The organism is Nocardiopsis sp. L17-MgMaSL7 (genome assembly GCF_003182025.1).
In the GTDB taxonomy this organism is placed as follows: Bacteria; Actinomycetota; Actinomycetes; order Streptosporangiales; family Streptosporangiaceae; genus Nocardiopsis; species Nocardiopsis prasina.
Window position 1 is genome coordinate 13,106 of the sequence record NZ_QGTF01000012.1, and the last position, 26,163, is coordinate 39,268.

The following is a 26,163-nucleotide window of genomic DNA, read 5'->3' on the forward strand; positions in this document are numbered from 1 at the left end:
GAGGGGGGGGGGGGGGGGGGGGGGGGGGGGGGGGGCCCCCCGGGGGGGGGGGGGGGGGCCCTGGGTGGGGGGGGGCCCCCCGCCGCACCCTGGTGCCCGTAGGGGTGGCTCACTCGAACAGGTTGTTGAGGTAGCTCTTGGTCTCGCGGTAGCCGTCCACCGTGCCGTCGACGGCGTCGATCATCCTGGAGAAGCCCCGGTTGGTCATCTCGAAGGCGTTGTTGAACTCGGCCGCCCTGGCCTGGAAGGCCTCGTCGCCGCCCTCGAACCTGGCGACGGTGTCCTTGGCCTGGGTGTCGAGCTCCTGCATGATCGCCTTGAAGTAGCCCAGGTACTGGCGCTGGTCGACGCTCAGCTGGTCCAGCGCGTCAATGTCCGCGCCGACCTCGTACTTGTTCACGCCCATGGCGTCCTCTCCCCCACTTCGGTCTCAGGTTCCGACTCAGATGTTCCGGCTCAGGTAGCTGAGCTCGCTCTGGGCTTTGGAGAAGTCCTCTTCGCTCTGGGCGTCGGCGGAGTTGATCTTCTCCTGGCCGAGGTTGAGGTTGACGCCGTACTTGTTGCACCAGTCGATGAGGGCCTGGAAGCCCGTCACCAGTTCGGCCTGGCCCTGGCGGTAGGCCCGGAGGGCGTTGCCCTGGAGCGCCTGACCGTCCTGGTCCAGGACGTCGATCAGGGACTGCATGCGGTCACTGAGACCACGGCTCTGTTCGTCCAGGCGCGTACCGCCCTGGGACAGAGTGTTGCTCTGTTCCGTGCCGACGTTGTTGGTCAACTGTCCGTCCTCTCCCCGTGGACTCTCCCCTTGGTCCGAACTCGACGCCGGTATCAGGGGCGTGGTCGCTCTGTGAGCACCGGGGAGGTCTGCTCGCGGTCACAGATTCACGACTCGAACCGGAAAGTAGTGAAGGCGGCGTCCCCTGTCAACGCGATTGCAGAACAAGGACGCCAAGTGACCGAAACAGGACAGATTCTCACCTCCAGGGCCCTCATCGGCGTCCCACAGTTCGCTGGCGCCCTTCCCGCGCACCCGTCGCCGCCCTCCTCGTGGGGGTGGTCCCCGCTCCCGGAAGCGAAGAAGGGCGGGCCACGGGTGACTCAGAGGGTGGAGCCAACCCTGCGGAGGCCGGGGCGGCGGCACGGATCGCCGAGCGGGTGAGCGGTGCCCTGGACGGGGTCCCCCCACGCTTCGGGACGGTGGCGGAGAACCTCGACGAGGCCGCTGTGGAGGCCAGGATCAACGGTGCCTTCTCCAACTTCCACATCGACCACGAGCAGGCCGTGCGGACGGGCGAGGCCAACGGCACGACCATCTCGCGCGACGCTGAGGCCGCCGCCGGACGCGTCTTCGAAGCCGATCAGGAGGCGGAGGGTGAATTCCTCGCCTTCCCCCTCACGCGAGCGGAGGTCAGCCTCCGATGCGGATGGTGGAGACGGCCTCGTACACGCCGAGGGCCCAGACGGCGGCCACGCACATCCCCGCGACCACGACGATCTCCACCCCGTTGAGGATGCGGCGCAGCGAGGCCCTGGGCACGTCGGTCAGACGGATAGCGCTCACGGCCGCCACCGCCACGCACAGCACCAGCCCCACTGCCGGGAGCACACCCGACATCCAGGGGTGAGCCGTTGTCGCGGCCACCCCGGTCACGGCCAGTCCCAGCACGCCGGTGAGCCGGACCGGCAGCACGTGGGAGACCCGGTCGAACAGGCGCGACCGCATCAGCAGGGCGAGCGAGACCAGGGCGGCCAGGACCAGGTCCCGGCGCGCGTCACCGGTGAACGCGAGCAGGCCCACGGAGATCGTGGCGGCGGCCGACACCCCCAGGATGGTTCCGGTCAGCATGCGGTCGCTGTTGGCCAGGCTCTCCTCGAAGCGTTCGTTGTCGGTCTGGCCGACCTGGCGCACCTCGTAGTCGAGCCCGGACAGCCCGCCCAGGGCGAGCGCCATCCGGGGCAGGGCGCCGATGCCCAGGGCCAGCAGGACGGCGAGCAGGCGCACCGCCATGGGGCCGTCGGTGAACAGGCCGAAGCCCACGAGCAGCACCATGGACACCGTGACGACGCTCAGCCCGGCGAGGTAGGGCAGCAGGAAGTGGGCCAGCGCCCAGCCGCCAGCAGAGGCGGCCAGCGCGCCGAAGCAGGCGAACAGCGCCAGAACGATGGGCGAGGGCGCGACGGCGCTCACTCCCAGGACGGCGAGCACGATGGTCAGGGCGCCCCAGCCGCAGGCGGCGACCTGCGCGGCGTGGGCCACTCCGGGAAGGTTCCTGGACCCGGCCAACCACAGGGCACCCAGCGCGGCCAGAAGCCCGAGAACGGACACGGCGAGGTCGAGGGGCGAGGTGCGGATCAGGACCATGGCCGCCATGAGCAGCAGCGGTCCCAGCGCCGTGAGTGCCAGGCCGAACCCGAACGTGGTGGTGGGCTTCCACAGCCAGGCGCGCTCGTCGACGCGGTCCTCGACGGTGCCGCGTACGTCGTCGACGAACGACGGTCGGTCCGGGGCGGTGACCCGGTCCAGGAGCAGGACGTCCCCGTCACGGACTCCGGCGTCGGTCAGGGAACCGGCGGAGGGGATGGGGGTGCCGTCCACCGCGACGAGGTTCCAGCGGGCGGACTGGAGCCCGTCGTCGGCCGGGGAGCACACGCGCACGACCTGCGGCATCAGTGCCGCCACCGACACCGCGCCGGGCAGGACGAGGTCGGCCCACCGATCCGGTCCGGTCACCGTGACCCGGCAGTATCCGCTCACCTGGGGGCTCCCCGCGTTCGACGTCAGTTGTGGACGGCGCACGACCGTCCGTTGGCGGGCGCGAACCGTTGGGCCCGCACGAGGATCACACCGGTCCGTGGTCCGGTTGTCCACAGGCCCGTGGTCGCCGCTTGTCCGGCACCGCCGGGGCGCGGGATCATCACGGTAGCAAGAGCGCGTACCGGGCGATCCGGGCGCACGCGACAGGAGAGGCGCCAGTGACAACGACGCTGGTTCATCGTCCCGCCCGCACTGCGGTCCCGGATCCCGGCAGGACACCCCTGGTGATCGCGACCCCGCCGCAGCTGCCGGAGAACCCCCCGGCCGCCAGCTCCTCGGCGATGATCATCATGCCGATCATCACCGGGTCCGGTTCGCTGATGATGACCATCACCATGGGGAACCGCCCCCTGTTCGCGGTGGCCGGGGCCATGATCATGCTGGCCAGCGTCGCGGTCGGCATCGTCATGTTCGTCGCCCAGCGCAACGGGCCGCGCAAGCGCATCCGGGAGCAGCGGGAACGGTACCTGGACTACCTGGACCACCTGCGCGAGACGGTTCGGGAGGTGGCGGGGCTGCAACGCGCCGCGTCGCTGTTCCGGCACCCGGAGCCGCACCTGTTGGAGGAGACCGCCCGGCTCACCGCGCGGCGCTGGGAACGGCGCCCGGGGGACCCCGACTTCCTCGACCTGCGGATCGGTGAGGGTTCGCGCCCCCTGGCCAGACGGCTGAACCTGAACATCGACCGCACCAACCCCCTGATCGTCTACGACCCCGTCTGCCAGGGCATCGCCGAGCAGATCGTCGACCTGTACTCGGACGTGTCCGAGCAGCCGCTCGTGCTACGCCTGCGCGAGTGCGGGGTGGTGTCGGTGGTCGGCGACCGGGCGGCGGGCCGGGAGGTGGCCCGCGCCCTGGCGGCGCAGCTGGTGACCTTCTCCGCCGCCGAGGACGTGCGGTTGGGTGTGGTGCGGCACCAGCGGTTGACGGCGGAGTGGGACTGGACCAAGTGGCTGCCCCACAACGCCCTCGACGGGGTCCAGGACGGTCCGCTGCCCGCCCGGCTGGTGGCGGGCAACACCGTGGAGATGACCGAGCTGCTGACGGCCGAGATCGAGCAGCGCACCATCGACATGCAGCGCAGGCGGGGCGCGCCTCCCGGACCGGGCACGCAGCGGCTCGTGGTGCTCGTGGACGGCGAGTTCCAGGCGACCCTGTCCGGGCTGGCGGCCGAGCCCCCGGTGACCTCGCTGGCCGACATCGGCGTCCACCTGGTCTTCCTGGTGGGTGACCGCCGGGAGGAGCCCGGGCACGTGGACACCCGGCTGTACGTGTCGGCTGACGGTTCCCTGAGGGAGGACCGCGCACCGAGGCCGCAGCAGCCCGGCCAGGGCCCCGAGACGGAGGACGACCCTCCCCTAGAGGGTTCCTTCGACCGGGTCGGCGGGGAACTCCTCACCACCCTCGCGCGATCCCTGGCGCCGCTGCGACTGGCTGCCAGCGACAGCTCGGACGCCATGCACGCCACGGTGGGGCTGCCGGAGATCCTGGGCGTGCCCGACGTCGCCCGACTGGACACCGAGCGGGCGTGGCGGCCCCGGGGCACCGGGGATTTCCTGCGGGTGCCGATCGGGGTGGGCCCCGAGGCCAACACCGTGCTGCTCGACCTCAAGGAGTCCGCGTTCGGGGGCATGGGGCCGCACGGGCTGGTGGTGGGCGCCACCGGTTCGGGCAAGTCGGAGATGCTGCGCACCCTGGTGGCCTCACTGGTGATCAACCACCCGCCCGACCAGCTCGCCCTGTTACTGGTGGACTTCAAGGGCGGCGCGACCTTCGCCGACACCGACCGGCTCCCGCACAGCGCCGGTCTCATCACCAACCTCGCCGACGACGACGGGTTGGTGGAGCGCTTCCGCGAGGCGATGTTCGGCGAGCTGAACCGGCGCCAGCAGGTCCTCAAGGACGCGGGCAACCTGCCCAACCTGCACGCCTACGAGGGGGCGCGGGCCCGCCGACCCGGGCTGGAACCGCTCCCCCACCTGCTGGTGATCATCGACGAGTTCTCCGAGCTGCTCACCGCGCACCCGGACTTCGCGGAGCTGTTCGTGGCCATCGGCCGGATCGGCCGTTCGATCGGCGTGCACCTGCTGCTGGCCACCCAGCGGCTGGACTCGGGCAAGATCAAGGGCCTGGAGTCCCATCTGTCCTACCGGATCGGTCTGCGGACCTTCTCCGAGGCCGAGAGCCGGGAGGCGATCGGGGTCGGGGACGCCTACCACCTGCCGCCGGAGCCCGGATCGGGCTACCTGAAGGTCGACACCACGGTGTTCGAGCGCTTCAAGGCGGCCATGGTCTCCCAGCCGTACGTGCCGCCCACACGCGAGGAGGTCGAGGAGGTTCCGCAGGTCCTGCCGCTGATCTCGTTCAACGGGCTGGCCTCGCTGGTGCGGCCCGCCCAGCGGGCGGAGAGCGCCGACACCGAGGACAGGCCGGAGCAGGACGCTCCCACCACCCTCCAGGTGGCGGTGGACCGGATCGTGGACTCCGGGAGGGAACCGGTCCGCCCGGTCTGGGTCCCGCCGCTCCCCTCCGTCCTCACCCTCGACCAGCTGCTGGAACAGTTGGACGAGACCCGGACGCGGGAGGACGGGACCGCGATCGAGCCCGCCCCCGACGAGGTTCGGGCGATCATCGGATTGGCGGACCTGCCCCGGGAACAGCGCCAGTGCCCGGCCGACCTGGACTTCACCGGCGGGGAGAGCAACATCGTGGTTCTGGGCGGCCCCCAGTCCGGGAAGTCGACCCTGATCAGAACCCTGATCGCCACCCTGGCCTGGCGGTACCCGCCCGGGCGGGTGGCGGTGTACGCCATCGACTTCGGCGGTGGCTCCCTCGCACCGTTCGCCGAACTGCCGCACGTGGCGGGGGTGGCGGGCCGTTCCGAGCTGGAGCTGGCCCAGCGCATCCTCGCGGACGTGCGCGTCCAGCTGGACCAGCGCGAAGCGGTCTTCCGTCAGAGGCGGCTGGACTCACCCGCCGCTCTACGCCAGGCGCGGGCGGAGGGGAACGTCCCCGCAGGAACCCACGGAGACGTGTTCCTGTTCATCGACGGCTGGGCGGGGCTGCGTGAGGCCTACCCGGACGTGGACGACGTCCTCACCGACATCGTCTCGCGCGGCCCCTCCCTCGGCGTGCACACGGTGCTGACCAGTTCCGCCTCCAACCAGGTCCGCACCAAGCTGCAATCGCTCTTCGGCGGCCGTTTCGAGCTGCGTCTGACCGACCCCTACGACTCCCAGCTGGGTCGCAAGGTCGCCGAGCGCCTACCCAAGGACGTGCCCGGCCGGGGGCTGAGAGCGGACGAGTCGTTCGTGCAGGTGCCGCTCCCCCGCTTGGACGGTGTCGCGGAGGACGCCGATCTCGGCGACGGCGTGCGCGACGCGGTGGACAGACTCTCGGCCCGGTGGCCCGACCTCCCGGTGCGCAGGGTCCGGGTGCTGCCCGCCCTGGTCTCCCTGGCGGAGCTCCTGCCCAGGCAGCAGGGCTCCGACCTGGTCATGGGCATGGCAGAGAGTGACCTGGGGCCCGCGCTGTACCACCCGCACGAGGACCCGCACCTGATGGTCTTCGGGGACCCGCAGACCGGCAAGAGCACGCTGATCCGGGCCCTGGTCCGGCAGGTGATCTCCCGTCCTGCCAGCGAGGTGGGCGTGGTGATGGTCGACTACCGCCGCGCGCACCTGGGATTGGTCCCCCCGGAGTACCTGTTGGCGTACAGCACCAGTCCCCAGCAGACCGAGGGGGTCGCCGGGGAACTGGCCGGACTGGTCCGCAAACGTCTCCCCGGGCCGGACGTCACGCCCAGGCAGCTGCGTGAGCGCAGTTGGTGGGAGGGGCTGGAGGTGTTCGTGTTCGTGGACGACCTGGACATGGTGGCGGGGCGCAGCAACCCCCTGAGCCCGTTGGCCGACCTCCTGACCCAGGGAGCCGACCTGGGTCTGCACCTGGTCACGGCGCGAAGGACCGGCGGCGCGTCGAGGTCGATGTTCGATCCGGTCTCCCAGACGCTCACGGACATGGCCACTCCGGGGCTGCTGTTCTCGGGTGACCGGATGGAGGGGCGGCTCGCCAACGGGGTCGTCTCCCGCCGCCTCCCCCCGGGCCGCGCGCTGCTGGCCCGCCGTGGGCGCCCGCCCGAGCAGGTGCAGGTGGCCTGGACCGACCCGGTGGAGTGAGGTTCCGGTGCGGGTGAAAGGGGCCCGCGAAATGTGGCGGGCCCCGGGGTCCCGGGGTGCACGAACCACCGGGACAGCTGGACCGCGCGCAGGAGGAGCTGAAACTTCGCCCCACCGACCCACATCCCCGGTGATCAGCACGCGCGAAGACCATCCCCGCCACAGCGGTGGGCCCGGGGATTCGGGGCACCGGGCTGGCGAGCCGCGCGCAGGAGGAGCTGAGGGCCCACTCACATGAGTCTCGGACACCTTCGCCGACCAGGCCCTGTCGGCACCAAACGATCTCGCCGGTGTGGCGTCCCGAGGGCTCGAAGCACCGGGACCGCTGAGCGATGCACGGAAGGGGTGTGGCCTGGGCTCCACGTGTCTCCAGCGATCAAACGCTGCGAGGACCTGATGGGCCAGGGGATCCCCGGTTCAGGCGTCTCTGGGGGCGCCTGCTGACCGGGAGCGTTTCCCCGGAGCGGCGGACGCCCAGCCGGGCACTCGCGCGGGGTCAGGATCCGCAGTTGGTGTTCCGGCTGGTGATGGATCGTTCCCCAACGGCGGCCGTGACGTCGATACAGGCCTCCATGGCTGGGATCAGGACCGGACCGGCGCTCGCCCCCGTCGTGTCCATCCATCCCGGTTCCCCGGCACCGTCGCTGCGGCGCAGGCCGATGTCGACGTAGGTGGAGTCGCCGTTGGAGACCACGATCGCGCAGTTGTAGCCGTGGACTGGTTCGTAGAAGACGTACACCGAGCCGCCGGGGTCACCCGGGATCGTCTTCGGCCAACCGTCGGCATCCTGGGTGTAGTCGGGTGCGTCGTTCATCGGATGGGCCGTCGTGCACTGCTCGGCGGGCGAGGCACCCTGCGCGGCGGTGGACGAGGTCAGCACCAGTCCGGACGCGATCACCGTGGTGGCGGCCGCCACCGCCGCCCAACGTCCCCTACCGAACACGCTCCTGGGCACCGTCGCGCTCCCCTTCTGATCCGTTGACTGGTCCGCCACCGTCACCACCTCTCACACGCCGGGGTGCTCCGGGCGGAGCCGCCCTCGGTGGTCCCCGACCCCACGGCGGTGACCGTGAAGGAGAAACACCGTTGGTCGCCCCGGGTGAAGGCGTGGGAGGTGGCCCCGCCATCCACCGTCGTCTCGGAACCGATCTCCACACCGTCGCCGTGCGGCGTGATCCGGTATCCCTCGGCATTGTCCGCAGCCGTCCAGGTGACGGTCACCGTGCTGCCCGACACGCTGTGCGCGACCTCGCCCGGGGTACCCACCTGGATCTCCGGCATGGTCACGGGGGAACTGCTGGCGGACTCGCCGGTGACCCCGCCCTCGCCCCGTGAGGTGACCGTGAACGTGTAGGTGGCGCCCGGCTCCAGACCGGTCACCTCCAGCGACGTCTCCCCGGTGGTGCGGTTGCTGGGAGCGGAGGCCCCGCCCTCGGCGGCCGCGGACACCAGGTAGTCCACGGCGTTGTCGGCGCCGGTCCAGGACACGGTCGCGGTCTCGTTGCCGCTCACCTCCACCGAGACGCCGCCGGGCGAGCTCGGGGCCTCCTGGCTGGGGGTGACCTGCGGCGACTGGGCGGCGGGCCCGGTGCCGTGCGCGTTGGTGGCCTTCACCCGGAACCGGTAGGCCGTGCCGTTGTCCAGGCCCGTGATGAGGGTGTGCAGCTCCGAACCCTCGACTGTGGTCTGGCCACCCTCCCAGGTGATGTCGTAGGACTCCACGGAGGCGTCGGGTGAGTAGGCCTCGGGCCAGCTCAGTTCGACACTGCCGTCTCCGGCCTCGGCCGTGACGGGGGTGGGCGCACCGGGTGGGCCTGTGGATCGTTCGGGCTCGCCTTCGCTCTGAGGCGTCGGCGCTCCGGTCCCTCCGCCGGCCGAACCGCCGTCCGTCCCCTCCCCCGGGCCGCCGGTTCCCGCCTCGGTCGCGGGTCCGTTGGGCGGTGCGGGCGCCACCGGGTCGGGCGCGGGGGTGTCCCCGCGGATCTCACCGGGCCCGGGCGGCGGTTCGTCGGTGTCCACCAGGGTGGCCTGACCGGTGTCGTCCACCACCGCGGCCACACTGGTCTCCGGGGAGTTGACGAACAGGCTCCCCTCACGCACCTGGAGTTCGAGCGCCCCCTCGGCCCCGGGCAGGGTGACGGTGTCCAGTTCTCGCCCGTTGGGAGCGTAGGAGCGGACGACCCCCTCGTCCTCGAAGGGCACGTAGACGCGCCCGGAGAACGGGACGGCCAGTCCGCCGCCGGGCCTGCCCACCGGGAACCGGGTGGTCTCGGCCGCACCGTAGGGGTGCATCAGGGTGACGATCTCGTCGTCCTTGGTCCTGGTGACGGCGGCCATCTCGCCGCGCGTGCGGGCGGGCATGGCCGAGCCCGCCATCGGCGCGGGCATGGTGACCATCACCGGGTCGTCCCCCTCGCGCATGGCCACCACGTCCTCTCCGCCGCGGTCGACGGCGAGCGCGCCGTCGTCGAAGACGGTGACGCCGATGTCGGAACCCGGTGAGGCCACCGCGACGGTCTGGGTGACGGCCGCCTCGCCCTCGGACACCTTGATCCCGACGGCGTGGCCCTGGGTGGGCGCGCCCACCCACAGGGTGTCGGCGTCGTCGAAGGCGCCGCCGACCAGGGGGCCCTCCAGGGTGAGGGAGGCTCCGGTGGCCTGGAGGGTGGCGGGGTTGACGGCCCTGATCTGGCCGCCCGCGCGGTCGATGACCACGGCGCTCTCCCGTCCGAGCACCACCCCGTGGTCGCCGGAGCCCAGTTCGAGCCTGCCGGAGAAGCCGAGGTTGTTGAGGTCGACCGAGGTGACCTTGCCCGTCTGCGGGTCGGTGAGGAGGAGGTAGTCGTCGTTCTGCTCGACCTCGACGGGCCCCTCACCCGCCTCGGGCAGGGAGGCCACGAGGTCGATCTCGGCGTTGTTGCCGTTGACACGGACCGCTTCCTTGGTGACCGCGCTCCAGAGCCAGGCGGCGCCGTCGGACATGTCGTCGGACCGGCCCAGGGCACCGACGCCGAACGCCGTGCTGACCAGGGCCGTGGCCATGAGGCTGAGCACCAGCCCGGAGGATCCGGCGCGGGTGCGTTGAGCGAGGGTGCCGAGCAGGCGCCGGGATCGGCCCCGCTCGTGGGGGGTGGGGTCGGTGGGCACCGTCTTACGGCTCACTATCCACGTACTCCTTCGGCTACCGCGGACGTGTCCGGCCTCCGGCGGCGGGGGAGGTGGGATCGGGGGTCGCTGGTGTAGGGGCCCGAGGGATTCGGGCTTCTGTACGAAACCAGACAGCGGTTACGGCGTCAACGCTTCGGGGCGCCGTCTGGGCCACGCACCGTTCGATGCGCCGGTGCCCGTGTTCGGTTCTGGTTTCCTCGCGGCAATCCCACTCGTTCCGGGACCGCGCCGGGGGTCAGTCGAGGTCGATGGCGCCGACGATCTCCCCGTCCTCCACACGGCCGGTCTTTCGGAAGCCCAGGCCGAGGTAGAAGCCCTCGGGGCTGCCCTCGCCCGGAACCCAGGTGACGGTGACCCGGGAGAAGCCACGGCGCCGGGCCTCGGCGAGCGCGCCCTCCACCGCGTGGCGGCCGTACCCCCGCCCCTGATGCTTCTCCGCGATGTTGAGCCGCCAGATCTCGGCGCGGAAGTCGGAGTCCTCGTCGTCGGGGGCGAACCTCACCATGATGAACCCGACCGCCTCGTCGCCGTCCATGAGCAGGCGGGGCCACGCGGTGTCGCGGTTCGTGTAGGCCTGTGCCAGGGAGTACACCACGGGGGCGACGTACTGGTCCTGGTCCTCGCGGACCCTGATCCGGTGGGCGTCCTGGAAGTTGTTGTCGGTGATCTCCACCAGTCGCGGGGTGGTGGCGGGGGAAACGGGAGTGTCGTTCATGGGATGGCACCCTACGGACGGCAAGGCCGGGCCGCCACGGCTTTTCGCGCTGGCGGCGCTCCCGGCTCGGGCCCCGGGTCCGGTAGGCGGGGGCCTTCCCGGGGTAGGTCAGTCGGAGAGTCACCGGCCCCGCCCCCCAGGAGGCAGCAATGCGCACCAGCGCCACCCTCTCGGTACTCGTCCTCGTCTGGCTCGCCATCGGTGTGGCGGCAGCGGTCCAGCGCGGTGACTTCAGTGCCTCGGAGGCGTCCTGTTCCTCCGTGGGCAGTGTCGTGGTCACGATCTTCGTCGGTCCGCTGAACTACGTCGGTGTCAACCCGACCATCGAGTGCCCGGACCTGCCCGAACCCTCCGAGTGATCCCCTGTCGCGCCCGGACCGGCGTTTCCGAGCCGGGGTGAACGGTGGCTCGGGTGTCGGGCCCTGGCCCGCTCGCGGCCCGGCGCCGCGTTCGGGGGTACCGACAGCGGCGGGTGAGTGGGGCACTCCGGGCGACACGCCCATCCGGTGACGCGGTGCGCGCCTCCCGCCGCGTGCCGCGCGCGGACGCCAGACTCGTTGTCACCCCGTGTCGCTGATCACTCACCGAAGGTTCTGGAGTGCTGGTCGACGCGGTTCGTGGCGCGTGACGACGGTGTCCGCGCCGATCGGAGAACGGAGCGCATGTGCAAGCCCAGTGGCCGGGCGTCGGGGCCCTCGTGAACAAGTGGAACGCCACCCGCAGGGCCCGTGTCGAGCGGGAGCGGGCACGTGAGCGGTCCGAGGCCGAACGGTCGGGCCCCGGAACACCGGACCCGGACGACGGCGCGCGCGCCGGTGACCTGCTCCGTGTGGCCGCCGACGCCGCCTGGCGCATCCTGGTCGTCGGTGTGGTCGCGGGGCTTCTGGTCTACGCGCTCACCAGGCTGTCCGTGGTTACGCTCCCCCTCATCATCGCGGTGTTCCTCACCGCCCTCCTGATGCCCCTGGCCAACTGGCTGCGCCGCCCCAACCTGATCAGACGCCGCGGGTTCGGCCGGGGGTCGTCCACGACGATCACCATGCTGATCGCGTTGGCGATCTACAGCGGCGTGGTCACCCTCATCGTGACCCCGGCGATCGCGAGCTTCGACGACCTCGTGGCCAGCGTCAACAGTGCCGTGTCCCAGCTCCAGACCATGGCTCTGCCCTTCGGCCTGGACCCGGCACTGCTCACCGAGGCGATCGACAGCGCCTGGGAGCAGGTGCAGTCCCTGATCACCGAGAACAGCAACCAGGTCCTGAGCGGGGCATGGACGGCGACCACCGCGGTGACCCGCGTCGTGCTGGGGATCGTGTTGATCATCGTCCTGACCATCTACTTCGTGCACTCGGGCGACAAGCTCATGGACTGGATCGCCAGTCTGCTGCCGGTCCGGTCCCGCCCGGTGCTGCGCCACTCGGCGGGGGTCTCCTACGAGGTGATGGGCAACTACGTGCGCGGGGTGGCGCTCGTGGGGGTGATCGACGCGATCGGCATCGGTATCGCGCTGATCCTGCTGATCGACACGAGCCTGGCCATCCCGCTGATCGTGCTCACCTTCGTGGGCGCGTTCCTGCCGATCATCGGTGCCTTCCTGAGCGGGTTGCTGGCCGTCCTGGTGGCTCTGGTGACCGAGAACTGGGTGGTGGCACTGATCGTGCTCGGGGCGGTGCTGCTGGTGCAGCAGTTGGAGAGCAACGTGTTCGCTCCGCGCATCTACGGCCGCGCCCTGGAGCTGCCGTCCGCCGTGGTCCTGGTCGTGGTGACGGTCGGCGGGATCCTCGGCGGGGTGGCGGGCCTGTTCCTCGCCACCCCGGTCGCCGCGGTCCTCGCGGCACTCCTGCGCAACCGGGCGTCCTCCTCGTCCGGGTCCTCCGAGGAGGGCGCGGAGTCCGGGCGGGCGGACGGCGAGCGCGCAGAGGAGTCCGGGGCCACGGCCTGACCCCCGGTCCGGTGGGGGCCCACGGCCGGGGCCAGCACGCCCCTCCGGACTCACCCCCGGGCGCCCGTGAGGACCGGCCGTGCCGCCTCGGGCCCGCCGTGGACCCGGGTGATGGCGTCGGCGACGCGGTCGACGAGGAGGGTGGGCACGCCGGCGAGGTTGATCCGCCCTGAGGGGAGGCCGTGGATCCCGTGTTCGTCGCGCAGCCGTCCCATCTGGTCCTCGCTGAGGGGCAGACGCAGGAACATGCCGCGCTGTTCCCGCAACGGTTCGAACTCCGCGGAGGCGGTCCGTCGCACCAGGGCGTCGGTGAGCCCCTCGCGCAGGTGCCCCAGGCGCAGGCGCATGGAGTCGAGCTCCGCCGACCAGCGGGTGCGCAGTTCGGGGCGGGTGAGGATCTCGTGGACGATCCGCGCCCCGTGGTCGGGTGGCTGCGAGTACCCGGCGCGGGCGGTGGTCTCCAGGACGCTGTGGGCGAGGGCGCGGCGAGCGGGGTCGTCGGAGACCACGATCGCGCAGCCGGTGCGTTCGTTGTACAGGCCCCAGGCCTTGGAGGCACTGACCGCGACCACCGCTTCGGGCAGGATGTCGAGCATGCGGCGCACGCCCTCCAGGTCGGCGTCGAGACCGTCGCCCAGACCGAAGTAGGCGTGGTCGACGAAGGGCACCACCCCGCGCTCGGCCATCGCGTGGGCAAGCTCCTCCCAGCTCTGGGTGGGCATCGCGGCACCGGTGGGGTTGTGGCAGCACCCCTGGATCAGCAGTGCGTCGCCTGGTGCCGCCGTGGCGACGGCCGCGAGGGAGGCGTTCGGGTCCGGGCGGCCGTCGGGGAGCAGCATCGGGTACTCGCGTACGCGCAGACCCGCGGCGGTGAGGATGGTGCGGTGGTTGAGGTAGGCGGGTGTGCCCAGGTGAACGGTGCGGTCGGGGCCGGTGGCGGCCAGGAGTTCGGCCAGGAGCCGCAGCGCCCCGGTGCCCGCCACGGACTGCACCGCCAGGGTACGGGCTCGGACGTCCTCGGAGGGGAACAGCATGCGGGTGAGCGCGTTGGTGAAGTCGCGGTTGCCGGCGGGGCCCAGGTACTCCTTGGAGGGTGAGCGTGCGGCGAGGCTCCGTTCGGCCTCGGCCACCGCTCCGAAGACCGGGGAGGACCCGGTGTCGTCGCGGTAGACGCCGACGAGGAGATCGAGGCGGTCGGGACGCGTGTCGGCGTCGCAGGCGGCGGTGAGCCTCCAGAGGGGGTCGGTGCGCGGCGGGAACGTGGACGGCATCAGCACGAGGTCTCCAGTTCGGGACGGCGGTCCACGGCCTCGACCGAGGAGGGTGGAGTCGGGTGGGCGGCGGGCAGCGGGGAGGGAGGTACCGTCCCGGTGGGGCGCCCCGCGCCGAACAGGTTGAAGGCGACCACACCGGTGAGGACCAGCAGCAGGGTGACGGTGGTCGCGAGGGTGACGGGTTCGCCGAACAGCGGGACGGCCGCGACCAGGGTGACGACCGGGCTGAGCGCGCCGAGGGTGGCGGCGGCCGGACCTCCGAGGCCGCGGATGGCGGTCGCGTAGCACAGGGCGGCGAGCACGCCGACGCCGATGCCCTGGACGGCGGCGTAGACCAGGACGTCGCGGGGTGCGGCGCCCCCGAGCAACGCGGAGGGCACCAGGCCCAGCAGAACGGGTACCCCGGCCAGGAGGGCCGAGGGCGCGCAGAGGACGATCGCGGCGCTGACCGGATCGAGGGTGGTCTCCCGCAGCGCCAGGGTGTACACCGACCACACCAGCCCCGCGCAGAGCAGGATCGCGACCCCCGTGGCCTGGTCCGGGGCGACCGCTGCCGCCACGGGCACCGCCGCGCCCAGGACGATCAGCACGAGGGCGCCCAGTTGCGCGGGGCGGGCCCGGGTGCGCCAGAGCGCGAACGCGAGCGCGGTGACGAACAGCGGGACGGTCCCGGGGATCACGATCCCCACGAGGGCCGCACTGGTCAGGGAGCCGCCCCAGGCGGCGAGGAGGAAGTACGGGAGTCCGGCGCCGACGCACAGCGCCACCAGGACGCCGGGGCGTTCGTGTCGCACGCGCCGCACGGCCCGGGGGATCCACGGCGCCAGCACCACCAGCGGGGTCAGGAACCTGAGGAGGGCGGCGTCCAGGGCGGTGAGGTCGGAGGCGCCGATCCCCCGGATGCTCAGGGCGAACCCGGCCCACAGCACCACGGTCGCGGCCATCGCGGCCAGGGATAGGGGGAGCGAGGGTGTCGCGCCGGTAGGTCTGCTCATGGGAGTGAAGGTACGGGGATCGCCGCGACCGACGATTGCTGTTTATTGCTCCAGGCAAGATGGTTTTGGCAGAATCTGCCACATGCAACGGTTGGACGAGATCGATCTGCGGATCCTGCACGAACTCCAGAGCGACGGACGGATCAGCAACCAGGACCTGGCCGACCGCGTGGGGCTCTCGCCCTCCCCCTGCCTGCGCAGGGTGCGGCGGTTGGAGGAGTCCGGCGTGGTCGCCGGGTACACGGCGGTGGTCGACCCGGCCTCGGTCGGGCTGGACATCACGGCGTTCGTGCGGTTGCGCCTGGACTCCCACGGCACGGGTGTGGCGGAGCGGGTGGAGGAGGCCATTCGGGGGATCCCGGAGGTCACCGAGTCCTACCTGTTGGCGGGCGACCACGACTACCTGCTGAAGGTGGCCGCCCGTTCCTTCCCCGCCTACGAGGAGCTGATGCGCACCAAGCTGCGCGCCATCCCGGCCGTCTCCTCCATCGAGACGACCTTCGCCATCAGCGTCACCAAACCCAGTTCGCCCCTGCCCATCGACTGAGACACACGGGGTCAGGTGGGCCCCGGGGCCGCCTCCCGGGCGCGGGCCAGGCTCTCCCCGGTCACCCGGCCCCAGGCGAACACCAGCATGGGCAGGTGGGCCGCACCGGCCAACAGGAACGGCACGCGCAGCGCCCACTCCCTCCCCAGGGCCGGTTCGAGGCCGACCACCACCAGGCCGCCCAGGAGCGTGCCCACGGACAGGGTGCCCCAGCCGAAGAACCGGTAGACCGCGTTCACTCTGCCCAGCAGGTGGTCGGGGATGACGCGCTGGCGCAGAGAGACGGTGATGACGTTCCACACCACGATCGCGACGCCGACCGCAGCGCCCGACACCCACACGACGGCGGTCACGGGCACCAGTCCGAAGAGCGCGAGCCCGACCCCCATCACCGTGATCGAGCCGAGCAGACAGCGCCCCTCCCCCACGGCGGCGATGATCCGTTCGGCCAGCAGCGACCCCAGGAGCGCACCCGTGGCCGAACCGGTGAGGACCATCCCGAACTGCCAGCCCTCGAACAGGCCCAGCACGTCCTGCGTGTAGAGCACCAACAGGGAGATGATCATGGCGGAGGCCAGGTTGAGCGCTCCCAGCAGCAGTGCCAGGGCGCGCAGGACCGGGTTGTTCCACAGCCACCGCAGGCCGGTGCCGATCTCCGCGCGCCAGGCGATCCGGCCGGCCCCGGCCGGGACTCCCCGTGGGCGGTGGGTACCGGAGAGGGTGAACAGCAGCACGGCTCCGGCGGCGAGCAGGCCGGCGTTGAACAGGAACGGGACGGCCAGGGCCAGGCCCATCAGGACCCCGGCCAGCGGTGGCCCGACGAAGTTGTTGGCGGTCACCTCCACGCCCCAGAGCCGGCCGTTGGCCCGTTCCAGCAGCCGGTGGTCCACCAGGGAGGGGAGGAGGGTCTGGGCGGCGTTGTCCCGGACCACCTCCGCGCAGCCCACCAGGAACGACATCACGTAGAGGCCGATGAGCAGCGCGGTCGCCGAGGCGGGGGCTCCCCCACCGGTGGCCAGTTGTTCGGGGGTGGGCAGTCCTCCCTCGGTGAGCAGGACGAACGCACCGAAGGCCGCGACCACGACGAAGCGTCCGGTGTCCGTCCAGGCCACCAGCAGGCGCCGGTCGTACCTGTCGGTGATCACCCCGGCGGGCAGGGAGAACAGCAGCCAGGGCAGCCGGGTGGTCAGGGCGACAAGCGAGACCAGGAGGGCGTCGCGGGTCAGCGCGGAGGCGAGCCACACCACGGCGACGGTCATGAGCCCGTCCCCCAGGTTGGTCATCCCGCTCGCGGACCACAGCTTCCAGTAGTCGCGCCCCAGTCGGGGGCGGGACCGGCGGCGTTCACTCCGACCTCTCACCTTCCGTTCTCTCCTCGTCGGGTCAGGTAGTGCCGACCCCGCTGTGGGAGAGTGCGCGAACGCCCGCCCGTGGCCGGGACGCCCCTTCAGGCGCGAGGGTCGGATTCATCATCACGGTCCTCGTGCGCACCGGCAAGGGGACCGTCCCACTCCTTCTCAGTCCGTCCCGCGATGACGCGGGGAGCCCATGGTGCGTTTCCCCGCCCTGGATCTCCGTTGCGACTCCACCCCCAAGCACGCCTCGGTATCCGTTCTTCCGGAACGCGGAGATAAAGCGGCGGGGGCTATCGATATCATGAAGGAACCCCTGGGGCCAGCACCCACACGGGTCCATTCGACCGTCCGGAATCGGCCACTCTCCGGAACGGATAAACGATCTTCGGATTGCTTTCAGGAACTCGGTTCCAAAGCTGTTACGGCATTCATCCTTCATCCCAAATGCCCGAATCGACCTGGGAAAAAGGAAGGAACTCCTCTCATGCGGACCCCGCCGACACGGGGCTTCGACGACGGAAACCGGCCTTCGGGCCTTCCGCGAGGCGTCCAGCAGCACCCACCCTGAGCAGGGGTCACGCGACTCGTTTCAGGTGGGGGTGCCCCGAGGACCGCTCCCCTCCCCGGGAGCGCACGGCCGCCGCAACCACCCTTACCCTTCCCCCGATGAATTCATACTCGACGGGTGCCGTGAATTTCCCGCAAGCACTCCCCGGGGGGAGAAGTTCCAGGCCAGGATCGTGTTTCCCCGATTCTCTTGACAACGATCCGGACAAAGTGAAACTAATACTCTCGACCCTCCGGGCACCCACCCCTGATGGCCACGGACAGCCACACCAATAGCCCTCACCCGCACCCCTGGCCAGGCGCGCCTCCCCTCGCACCCGGGCACGGCGCCTTTTCCACGACGGATTCCTCCGGGAGGGAATCCGTCGTTCCCCGGAGATCGACCCGACACCCGAGCACGAACAAGGGGCGAAGACTTGACCCACACGTTTTCCCCGGAACTCGACGGCGCCACCGCGCGGCGGAGACAGTTCACGGAGTCCGGCTACCTCGTCCTCCCCGGCTTCCTGCCCGCGCACCTGGTCGAGCGTCTCCTGCCCGAGGTGGACCGCTGGGTGGACGAGGGGCTGCGCGCGCGTTCCATCGCCGCCTGCGTCGACCCGGAGACCCACGGCACGCCCCCGGTCCTGGAGCTGGAGCTTCCCGCACACGGCGAACTCCTCACCCACGAACCGCTGATGCGGGTGATCGCCGAACTCATGGGGCCCTCCTTCGTCTTCCACCACCTGCACAGCGACCGGCACGGTGAGTCGACCGGCGGCAAGGCCTGGCACCACGACCACGAGGCCAACGACCGTGAGGACCCGAGCCTGCTGATGGTCCACGCCCTGCACTACCTCGGTGGACTCGACCCCAGCGTCGGCCACCTAGCGGTCCTGCCCGGCTCCCACCTGGAGCACGCCTCCAAGCAGTCCCGTGCCCACCTGGGCACCAAGGAGCTCCCGGGAGAGGCCGTCATCGACCGGCTCCCCCCGGGCTCGACGGTCCTGATGAACTCCGCCCTGTTCCACGCGCGCAGACCCGCCCCCGAGGGGGAGGGCGACCCTCACCCCCGTTACTTCGTGGACGCCTCCTACTGCCAGGCGGACGCGCGATGGCATCCGGTGAAGCCCTATTGGCGGCATATGCTCGCTCGGGCGCGCGAGCTCGACCTCAGCGGGGGGCGCTGGCCCGAGCTGTTCGCCGAGCGGCACTTCACCGAGTACACGACGGGACGGGACTCCACCACATGAAACTGATCGGCACGGTGCCCTTCTCGGAGGTGTTGGAGGTCTACCGGGGCGACCACCCCGTCGACCGCGCCCACGTGTCCAACACCAACCAGGACGGGGAGGACGTCCTGCACATGGCGGACGAGCTCCTGGGCACCTGGCACCGGGTCCTGCTGTCCAGGGACGAGGTCCTCGGCATCGTGCTGCCCTGGCACCTGAGTGAGGGTGGGGGCCGCGAGCTGGTCCCCCGGTCGGGCCGGACGGTGGGCGAGGCCGCGGAGCTGGTCCGCTCGGGCGGCGCGGAGATGTCCGCGGCCAACCCGATCTGCTCGGAGAAGCTTGCGCTGTTCGGGGAAAGGCCCCTGACGCCCGTCTACCTGAGCACCCGCCCGGTGCCGCACTCCGACTACTCCGACCTGGAGGTGCGGACCGGACTCATCCACCTGGACGGGCTGCACCGGACCGTCGCCTGGGCCCTGTACGGGCGCCTGGCGCCCGACGAACGCACCGAGGCGTTCGTGGCGGGTGCCCCGGACAACGCACCGGCCGGGTGAGACGGGTCCTGTTCTCCTGAACCCCTCGCCGGTGACGGGCGGGGACGAAGGCCCAGGGGGACAGGCGCCGGGCCGTCCCAAGCAGACACCGCCTGAACTGGAGACCCACCCCCTTGACAGGTACGACGATCCCGGACCTCTCACTCTCCGACCTGCTGGCGCGCGGCGCGCGCTCCCACCCGGACCGACCGGCGCTCTCCGACGGGGTTCGCTCCCTCGACTACGGGGGGCTGCTCGCCGCCGCGGACCGGGTGGCTGCCCGCCTGGCCGATCAGGGCGTGGGTCGGGGTGACCGGGTCGCGGTGCTGGGTCCGCGCGACATCCGGGTGTGCGTGTTGCTGTACGGGGTCCTGCGCGCGGGCGCGGCCGCCGTGGTCGTCGATCCCGCGTGGAGCGGCCCCGACGTCCGCAGGCGTCTGGACGCGATCGCCGTGGGGCACGTGCTCAGTTCCGATCCCGGGCACACCGCGCCCGGGGCGCGCGGGACCGAGGTCGTGGACCTGGACGCGATGGTCGGGGCTCACGGCGGCCAGCCCCGTGGCGCGGCCCCGCCGCGGGTGCGTGCCTCGGACCCGGCCTATCTCTCCTTCACCTCGGGTTCGAGTGGGGAACCCAAGGCGGTCACGGTCACCCACGCCAACACCGTGCACTACGCGTTCTCCCTGCGGGACCGCCTCGGCCTCACCCGTGAGGACGCGCCGTGCGTCGCGCACGTCACCACGCTCGCCGCCGACCTCGGGCACACCTCCTGGCTGCTGGCCCTGGCGACCGGCGGGTCGGTCCACGTGGTGCCCGACGACCGGGCCCGCGACCCGGAGGCCTTCTGGTCCTGTCTGGCCGCGGCGGGGGTATCCGTGCTCAAGACCACCCCCTCCCACATGACCGCCCTGTTGGAGGGGCGGCCGCGTCGGGCTCCGCGACTGCACACCCTGCTGTTGGGCGGTGAGGCGCTGCCCCGTTCCCTGGCGGCCGGGCTCCTCGACGACGGCGTGGCCGGCCGGCTGGTCAACCACTACGGTCCGACCGAGGCCACCATCGGCGCGAGCTGCTTCGTGGCCGTCTCCCCCTCCCAGCTTCCCGAGGACGAGGCGACGGTCCCCATCGGGACGGCCATCGGCCAGAACGGCCTGTACCTGGTGGACGCCGAGGGCCGTCCGGTACCGGACGGCGCCGACGGTGAGCTGCTCATCGGCGGTCCAGGTGTGACGCCGGGGTACTTCGGGCGCCCGGAGGAGACCGCGCTCCGCTTCCTCCCGCACGACGACGGACCGAGGTACCGGACCGGTGACCGATGTCGCCGCCGTCCGGACGGCGACCTCGTCTTCGCCGGTCGGACCGACCGTCAGGTGAAGATACGGGGCTACCGGGTGGACCCGGCGGACGTGGAGCGGGTGATCGACGGCTTTTCCGGGGTGGCGCGGTCGGCGGTGATCGTGCGCCGCAACCCCGCGGGGGCCCAGCTCCTGGCGGCGGTGCGACCGGTGACCGGCGAGGACGGCGGAGCGGAGGCGGCCCTGGTGGCCTCCCTGCGCTCCTACCTGCTGGACCGGCTCCCCGCGTACTCGGTCCCCCAACCGCTGGTCGTGGTGCCGGAGTTCCCCACCGGCCCGAACGGCAAGCTGGACAGGGACGGCCTGTCCGTGCTGGTGGACCGGGTCCTGGAACTCGGGGGGAGGAATCCCGCGACCGCCTCCGACGTGTCGGCGCCCCCGGACGCGGTCCGCGCACCGGCCGGGGACCCCCTCGTGAAGACCATCGCCGACCTCTGGGCGAGCGCTCTCGGTCTGCCCCTGGTCGCCCCGCACACGGACGTGCTGGAGCTCGGCGGTGACTCGATCCTGGCCATGCGCACGGTCACGGCGCTGCGCAGGTCCGGGTACCGGGTCGCGTTCGAGGACTTCTACCTGAACCCCACGGCGGTGCGGCTGGCGGCGGCCGCCACCCCGTTCTCGGAGGAGGAGGCCGCCGACCCGACGGAAGACACGGGCGTCGACGGAATCGGGAGGCTGGCACCGGCCCAGCGCTGGTTCTTCCAACAGCGGGTGCGTGACCCCAGGCACTGGAACCAGTCGGCCGTCCTGCGGTGCGGGGTCCCGGTGGACCCGCCCGCCCTCTCCCGCGCCGTGGTGGAGGTGCTGCGCCGCCATCCCGCGCTGCGCCAGCCCGTGGCGACGGGAGGTCCGGGTCTCCCCCGCCCCGCTGAGGAGACGGACGCGGTGACCTTCTCCCGGCTCCCCACCGACCCCGCCGGGGTTTCGGAGACGGTCGAGGCCACCTGTACCGAGCTGCACCGGGGGCTGGACCCGGAGTCGGGCCGTCTGGTCCGGATCCACCTGTTCTCCGGGACGGGCGGCGACTTCTCCGGTGCCGGGGCCGACGACCGGCTGGCGGTCATCGTGCACCACCTGGCCATCGACGGGCTCTCCTGGCGGGTCCTGCTCGACGACCTCGCCCACGCCTACCGGGCGGCGCTCACCGGGAGCGCGCCCCGCATGCCCGTGACCGCCGACTTCTACCGGTGGGCGGCGACCGCCGCGCCCCCCGCACCGGAACGGGCGGCTCCGCTCCGCACGCGGCCGCCCGCCGACCCCGGCATGGAGCCGGCGGCCCTGACCTGGTCCCTGGACGAGGGCGCCACCGCCAGGTTGGTCCGCCGTCACGGGCGCTCCCAGCGGTTGGAGGCGTTCCTGATCTCGGCCTTCTCCGAGGCCGTCCTGCGCCGGAACGGTCGGCCGCGGCTGACCGTGGAGGTGGAGACCCACGGTCGCGACACCACGAGCCGCGGCGACGCCTACATGGACACCGTCGGCTGGTTCACGGCCGTCAAACACGTGACCGTGGCGGCTCCCGGCACCGACCCGGGCTCCGCCACCGGCTCGGGAAGTGTCGGCGGAGCCGTGGACGTGCGGACCGTGGTCCGTTCCGCCTCGGCCGAGACCACCGCGCGGGTCGAGCACCTGGTGCGGGAGGCGCGGCAGCTCCCGATGGACGCCGACGTCCCGCGCCCCGAGGCCGGGTTCAACTTCCTGGGCACCTTCGAACTGCCCGACGAACCGTCGCTGGCCTGGTCCGTCGCCCCCGAGAACGGCGGGGCGGCGCGCTGTCCCAGCGCGGACCCGCACCACCGTCTGCGGCTCACCACGCGGATCGTCGAGGGCAGGCTGGTGGCCGACCTCGTGTACGCCTGGCCGCGGTTGTCCCACGAGGACGCCCACGGGATCGTCTCCGCCTTCGGTGGGACCGTGGCCGGCGAGGTCGGGAGCGCTCCCCCTGAGCCCGACAGGAGCGCCGTCTCCACCTCGGGCCAGCTGCTGCTCACCGGCGCCCCGAAGCCCGGAACCGCTCGCGCGAGCGTCCGGGTCCGGGAACCGGTCCGCGTACTGCTCACCGGTGCCACCGGATACCTGGGCCGCCACCTGCTGGCCGCTCTCCTGGACCGCGACGCGCACGTCACCTGCCTGGTCCGGGGCGCGGACGACGCCGACGCGGCTCGGCGGCTCGCCTCCGCGATCGACGGCGCGGACCGACGGGTCGGCGGGTTCGACGTGGTCGCCGGTGACGTCGACCAGGTGGGTCTGGGGCTGTCGCAGGACGGCCTGGAACGGGTCCGGGACGTCCGGGCGGTCGTCCACGCGGCGGCGGACGTGCGCCTGGTCGCGCCCCCCGACGACCTGGAACGCACCAACGTCGCGGGGGTCCGCCGCCTGCTCGCGTGGATCGACGCGGAGGTGCCCGGCGCCCGCCTGCACCACCTGTCCACGCTCGCGGTCGCGGGGGGCGTGGACGGCGTACCGCGCAGGTTCAGCGAGGCCGACCTGCGGATCGGGCAGCGGTTCCGCACCCCCTACGAGAGGACCAAGTTCGCGGCGGAGGAGGAGGTCCGCTCGTGGGCGGCCTCGGGACGCCAGTGCTACGTCCACCGCAGCGGCCACGTCGCGGCGCACAGCCGGACCGGCGCCTTCCAACGAAACGTGGAGGACAACCGGATCTACCAGCTGGTGCGCGGCTACGTCCTGGCCGGTGCCGCTCCGAGCCGCCCCTCGGAGTCGTTCGCGTTCTCCCACGTGGACACGGTGGCTGCGGGGATCGCGGCGATGGTGGCCCACACGCACGCGGCGCCGGGCGTGTACCACGTGGAGTCCCCGTACACGGTCCCGCACGACGAACTGGTGGCCTGGCTGGTCTCCCTGGGCCATCCGGTCAGACTCACCGATGACCACGCTTTCGCCGCGGCGCTGTCCCGGGTGGAGCGGACCCACCCGACCGCCGCCCGGCTGGCCTCCGCCTGGTCCCAGCTGGGGTCGCGCAACGTGGTGGTCGACAGCTCCCACACGACGTCCGCGCTCGATCGCGTCGGCGTGCGTTTCGCGCCGCCGACCCGCGAGTGGTGGTCGGCGGCCATGGCCTGGGCCACGGACGTCGGCTTCCTCCCCGAACCGCCCCAGTGAATCCCACGACGAAGGGAACGGCCCGCCAGATGACCGAGAACACCACGACCGAGATCGGTTGGGGAAGCACGACCCTGGACACCCGGCGCGACCTGTGGTCGATGCCGCTCTCCGACGAGGAGCGCTCGCTGCTGTGGCGGGACGCTCGGGCGGAGCGCTGGGAGGGTGCCTCACGGGTGCGCGAGCGGCTGCGCGCGTTCAGCGCCGACAGCATCCGATCAGTGGGCTTCGCCCACGTGCCGAACCTGATCGACCCCGCGGCGGACGATGCCGACATCGTCTCGGCGCTCTCCTTCGTGCTGCGGGACTTCGGCGAGATCATCCCGCAGAACGCCGAGGGCGACCTGTTCCGGGTGCTTCGGGACCAGGACGGCGACGGGAACACCGAACTCGGGTTCCACTGCGACACCTGCGACCTCCTGGTGCTGCTGTGCCTCCAGCCCGCGGTCCGGGGCGGTGGGTACACCAAGCTCGCCAGTGCCCGTCACGTGCGGAGCATCATCGGCGGTGAGCGCCCGGACGTGCTCGCCACGCTGGAGGAGGACTGGACCTTCGACCGCACCGGCCGGGCGGGACAGCAGGTGATCGTCTCCCCCATCCTGTTCACCCAGGAGGACGGGACCGTGGGCTGCTACTACCAGACCCGCACGGTACGCACTTCCCCGGAGAGGGGCGGCCCGCCCCTGACCGACCGCCAGTGGGAGGCCCTGGACGTCCTCGACGAGGTCCTCTACCGGCCGGAGATCGCCTTCCAGCTCCTGCTGGACGCCGGTGACCTGCTGGTCATCCGCAACTCGCGGGTCCTGCACGGACGGTCGCCCTACGTGGACGTGCCCGGTCCGGGCAGCCGCCGCGTGCTGCGGGCCTGGATGAGCGCGGGTGCCCGATGAGCGAGGGTGCCACCCCGGAACGCAGGGTAGCGGTGGTCACCGGCGGCGGCAGCGGGCTGGGACGCGCCGCGGCGCTCGCCCTGCTCTCGGAGGGGTGGTCCGTGGCGATCGCCGGCCGACGCAAGGAGGCGCTGGAGGAGACGGTCTCCCTGGCCGGCGGGGACGCGCACCGGATGCTGACCGTCCCGACCGACATCGGACGTCCCGAGGAGGTGGCGGCGCTGTTCACCGCTGTGCGGGAGCGGTTCGGCCGGGTGGACCTGCTGTTCAACAACGCCGGGGCGGTCGTGCCCAGGGTGCCGGTGCAGGACGTCCGGTTCGAGGACTGGAACCGGATCATGGACACCACCGTGACCGGCACGTTCCTGTGCGCCCAGGAGGCGTTCCGCGTGATGCGGGAGCAGTCGCCCCGGGGCGGGCGCATCATCAACAACGGGGCGCCCTCCGCGCACGCGCCCCGGCCGAACGCCGTCGCCTACACCACGGCCAAGCACGCGGTCCTCGGCCTGACCAAGGCGCTGTCGCTGGACGGGCGCGAGCACGACATCGCCTGCGGACAGATCGACGTGGGCAACGTGGAACCCTCCGACGGGCGCCCCCAACCCCCGGCCAGGCAGGCCGACGGAGGGACGGCCGTGGAACAGACCCTCCCCCTGGACCGCTTCGTCGAGGCCCTGCTCCTCATGGCCTCGATGCCGCCGGGGGCCAACGTGCAGTACCTGACGGTGCTGCCCACGTCGATGCCCTTCGTCGGGCGGGGGTGAGCGGGTGTTCGTCAGCGCGCGCGACTTCGCGGAGTACCGGTCCATGTTCGGGCTCTCCGACCACGACCTGTCGTTGAGGATCCTGGACTGCCCCGGCGGCGCCGCGAGCTTCACGGCCGAGGCCCGCGCCCGGGGCTCCGACGTCACGGCGGTGGATCCCGAGTACGGCGAGAACCGGGGGAAGCTGGCCGAGCTGGCCCTGCTGGAGAACGAGCACAAGCACGCCGATCTGGTCGAACACCAGTCGGACTTCGTGTGGACGTGGTTCGAGGGTCCGGAGCAGTACACGCGGCTGCGTTCGGAGTCGGCGCGCAGGTTCGGCGCGGACGTGACCGCGCACCCGGAGCGCTACGTGGAGGGTTCCCTGCCGCACCTGCCCTTCCCCGACCACTCCTTCGACCTGGTGCTCAGCTCCCACCTGCTGTTCTCGTACGGCAGGCAGCTGGACGAGGAGTTCCACAGGGAGGCGCTGTTGGAGCTGGTGCGGCTGTCCCGCTGGCAGGTGCGGCTGTACCCGCTGTTCCGGCACTCGGACTTCACGCGCTATCCGGCGCTGGACCGGATGCGGGAGTTCCTGGCCGACTGCGGGGTGTCCTCGCGGGTGGAGCGGGTGGAGTACGCCTTCGATCCGGGAGAAGAGGAGATGCTGGTCCTGGAGTGCTCCGAACGCGGTGACCTACCGCGGAGCGAGGGCATCCGCGCCCACTTCGATCCGGTCCGCTGGCGGCACCTGAACACCTGAA

The 26,163-nt window shown here is 71.8% G+C and carries 19 protein-coding genes; 10 read left to right on the forward strand and 9 right to left on the reverse strand.

Going from position 1 to position 26,163, the window contains the following annotated elements; genetic code table 11:
• Window positions 1–109: 109 nt before the first annotated feature.
• The 3 genes from BDW27_RS20190 to eccD all read right to left on the reverse strand — a co-directional run bounded on the left by BDW27_RS20190 (window position 110) and on the right by eccD (window position 2,755).
• A complete protein-coding gene (locus BDW27_RS20190; RefSeq protein WP_110051035.1) occupies window positions 110–406 on the reverse strand; it encodes a hypothetical protein in 297 nt (98 codons plus the stop codon).
• A gap of 36 nt (window positions 407–442) precedes the next feature.
• Window positions 443–775, reverse strand: coding sequence for a hypothetical protein (locus tag BDW27_RS20195; RefSeq protein ID WP_017547183.1), 333 nt, complete (start codon window positions 773–775; stop codon window positions 443–445).
• Between the two features lie 633 nt (window positions 776–1,408).
• The gene (gene eccD / locus BDW27_RS20200; RefSeq protein WP_110051037.1) at window positions 1,409–2,755 is read right to left on the reverse strand and encodes a type VII secretion integral membrane protein EccD; all 1,347 of its coding nucleotides are present in this window, start codon (window positions 2,753–2,755) and stop codon (window positions 1,409–1,411) included.
• A gap of 341 nt (window positions 2,756–3,096) precedes the next feature.
• Between eccD and eccCa the strand changes: the two genes are divergently transcribed.
• Window positions 3,097–6,990, forward strand: a complete 3,894-nt coding sequence (gene eccCa, locus BDW27_RS20205; RefSeq protein WP_233515864.1) for a type VII secretion protein EccCa — start codon at window positions 3,097–3,099, stop codon at window positions 6,988–6,990.
• A gap of 496 nt (window positions 6,991–7,486) precedes the next feature.
• On the opposite strand, the gene BDW27_RS20210 is transcribed toward eccCa, so the two are convergent.
• The 3 genes from BDW27_RS20210 to BDW27_RS20220 all read right to left on the reverse strand — a co-directional run bounded on the left by BDW27_RS20210 (window position 7,487) and on the right by BDW27_RS20220 (window position 10,873).
• Window positions 7,487–7,945, reverse strand: a complete 459-nt coding sequence (locus tag BDW27_RS20210) for a hypothetical protein (RefSeq protein ID WP_233515848.1) — start codon at window positions 7,943–7,945, stop codon at window positions 7,487–7,489.
• 41 nt (window positions 7,946–7,986) lie between these two features.
• Window positions 7,987–10,152, reverse strand: coding sequence for a fibronectin type III domain-containing protein (locus tag BDW27_RS20215; protein ID WP_110051042.1), 2,166 nt, complete (start codon window positions 10,150–10,152; stop codon window positions 7,987–7,989).
• A gap of 241 nt (window positions 10,153–10,393) precedes the next feature.
• On the reverse strand, window positions 10,394–10,873 hold the full coding sequence (locus BDW27_RS20220; RefSeq protein ID WP_110051044.1) for a GNAT family N-acetyltransferase: 480 nt from the start codon (window positions 10,871–10,873) through the stop codon (window positions 10,394–10,396).
• Between the two features lie 149 nt (window positions 10,874–11,022).
• Here BDW27_RS20220 and BDW27_RS20225 point away from each other — a divergent pair, with 149 nt between their 5' ends.
• Both BDW27_RS20225 and BDW27_RS20230 read left to right on the forward strand, forming a co-directional pair.
• Window positions 11,023–11,232, forward strand: coding sequence for a hypothetical protein (locus tag BDW27_RS20225; protein ID WP_110051046.1), 210 nt, complete (start codon window positions 11,023–11,025; stop codon window positions 11,230–11,232).
• A gap of 305 nt (window positions 11,233–11,537) precedes the next feature.
• Complete coding sequence (locus tag BDW27_RS20230; protein WP_110051048.1) at window positions 11,538–12,815, forward strand: AI-2E family transporter; 1,278 nt, start codon at window positions 11,538–11,540, stop codon at window positions 12,813–12,815.
• Window positions 12,816–12,865: 50 nt separating this feature from the next.
• Here the strand turns inward: BDW27_RS20230 and BDW27_RS20235 are convergent, their stop codons facing one another.
• Both BDW27_RS20235 and BDW27_RS20240 read right to left on the reverse strand, forming a co-directional pair.
• The gene (locus BDW27_RS20235; RefSeq protein ID WP_233515849.1) at window positions 12,866–14,086 is read right to left on the reverse strand and encodes an aromatic amino acid transaminase; all 1,221 of its coding nucleotides are present in this window, start codon (window positions 14,084–14,086) and stop codon (window positions 12,866–12,868) included.
• Entirely contained in the window at window positions 14,086–15,084 is a 999-nt protein-coding gene (locus tag BDW27_RS20240) for a DMT family transporter (protein WP_233515850.1), read from the reverse strand. The genes BDW27_RS20235 and BDW27_RS20240 overlap by 1 nt, the downstream gene beginning before the upstream one ends.
• Window positions 15,085–15,166: 82 nt before the next feature.
• Between BDW27_RS20240 and BDW27_RS20245 the strand changes: the two genes are divergently transcribed.
• On the forward strand, window positions 15,167–15,631 hold the full coding sequence (locus BDW27_RS20245; protein WP_110051053.1) for an Lrp/AsnC family transcriptional regulator: 465 nt from the start codon (window positions 15,167–15,169) through the stop codon (window positions 15,629–15,631).
• Between the two features lie 11 nt (window positions 15,632–15,642).
• Here BDW27_RS20245 and BDW27_RS20250 read toward each other — a convergent pair whose 3' ends face one another.
• Window positions 15,643–16,992 carry an MFS transporter gene (locus tag BDW27_RS20250; protein WP_110051055.1) on the reverse strand — a complete coding sequence of 450 codons (1,350 nt, stop codon included), beginning with the start codon at window positions 16,990–16,992 and terminating at the stop codon, window positions 15,643–15,645.
• Window positions 16,993–17,969: 977 nt separating this feature from the next.
• On the opposite strand from BDW27_RS20250, the gene BDW27_RS20255 reads away from it, so the two are divergent.
• The 6 genes from BDW27_RS20255 (at window position 17,970) to BDW27_RS20280 (ending at window position 26,162) form a co-directional block, all read left to right on the forward strand.
• Complete coding sequence (locus tag BDW27_RS20255; protein WP_110051057.1) at window positions 17,970–18,785, forward strand: phytanoyl-CoA dioxygenase family protein; 816 nt, start codon at window positions 17,970–17,972, stop codon at window positions 18,783–18,785.
• Window positions 18,782–19,318 (forward strand): DUF6309 family protein, encoded by a 537-nt coding sequence (locus BDW27_RS20260; RefSeq protein ID WP_110051058.1) that lies wholly within the window; start codon window positions 18,782–18,784, stop codon window positions 19,316–19,318. Before BDW27_RS20255 ends, BDW27_RS20260 begins: the two co-directional genes overlap by 4 nt.
• 113 nt (window positions 19,319–19,431) lie before the next feature.
• Window positions 19,432–23,766, forward strand: a complete 4,335-nt coding sequence (locus tag BDW27_RS20265; RefSeq protein ID WP_110051060.1) for a non-ribosomal peptide synthetase — start codon at window positions 19,432–19,434, stop codon at window positions 23,764–23,766.
• Window positions 23,767–23,795: 29 nt separating this feature from the next.
• Window positions 23,796–24,656: a TauD/TfdA family dioxygenase gene (locus BDW27_RS20270; RefSeq protein WP_017547169.1), complete on the forward strand. Its 861-nt coding sequence runs from the start codon at window positions 23,796–23,798 to the stop codon at window positions 24,654–24,656.
• Entirely contained in the window at window positions 24,653–25,420 is a 768-nt protein-coding gene (locus tag BDW27_RS20275) for an SDR family oxidoreductase (protein WP_110051061.1), read from the forward strand. Before BDW27_RS20270 ends, BDW27_RS20275 begins: the two co-directional genes overlap by 4 nt.
• Window positions 25,421–25,424: 4 nt before the next feature.
• Window positions 25,425–26,162 carry a methyltransferase domain-containing protein gene (locus BDW27_RS20280; protein WP_017547167.1) on the forward strand — a complete coding sequence of 246 codons (738 nt, stop codon included), beginning with the start codon at window positions 25,425–25,427 and terminating at the stop codon, window positions 26,160–26,162.
• The last annotated feature ends 1 nt before the right edge of the window (window position 26,163 follow it).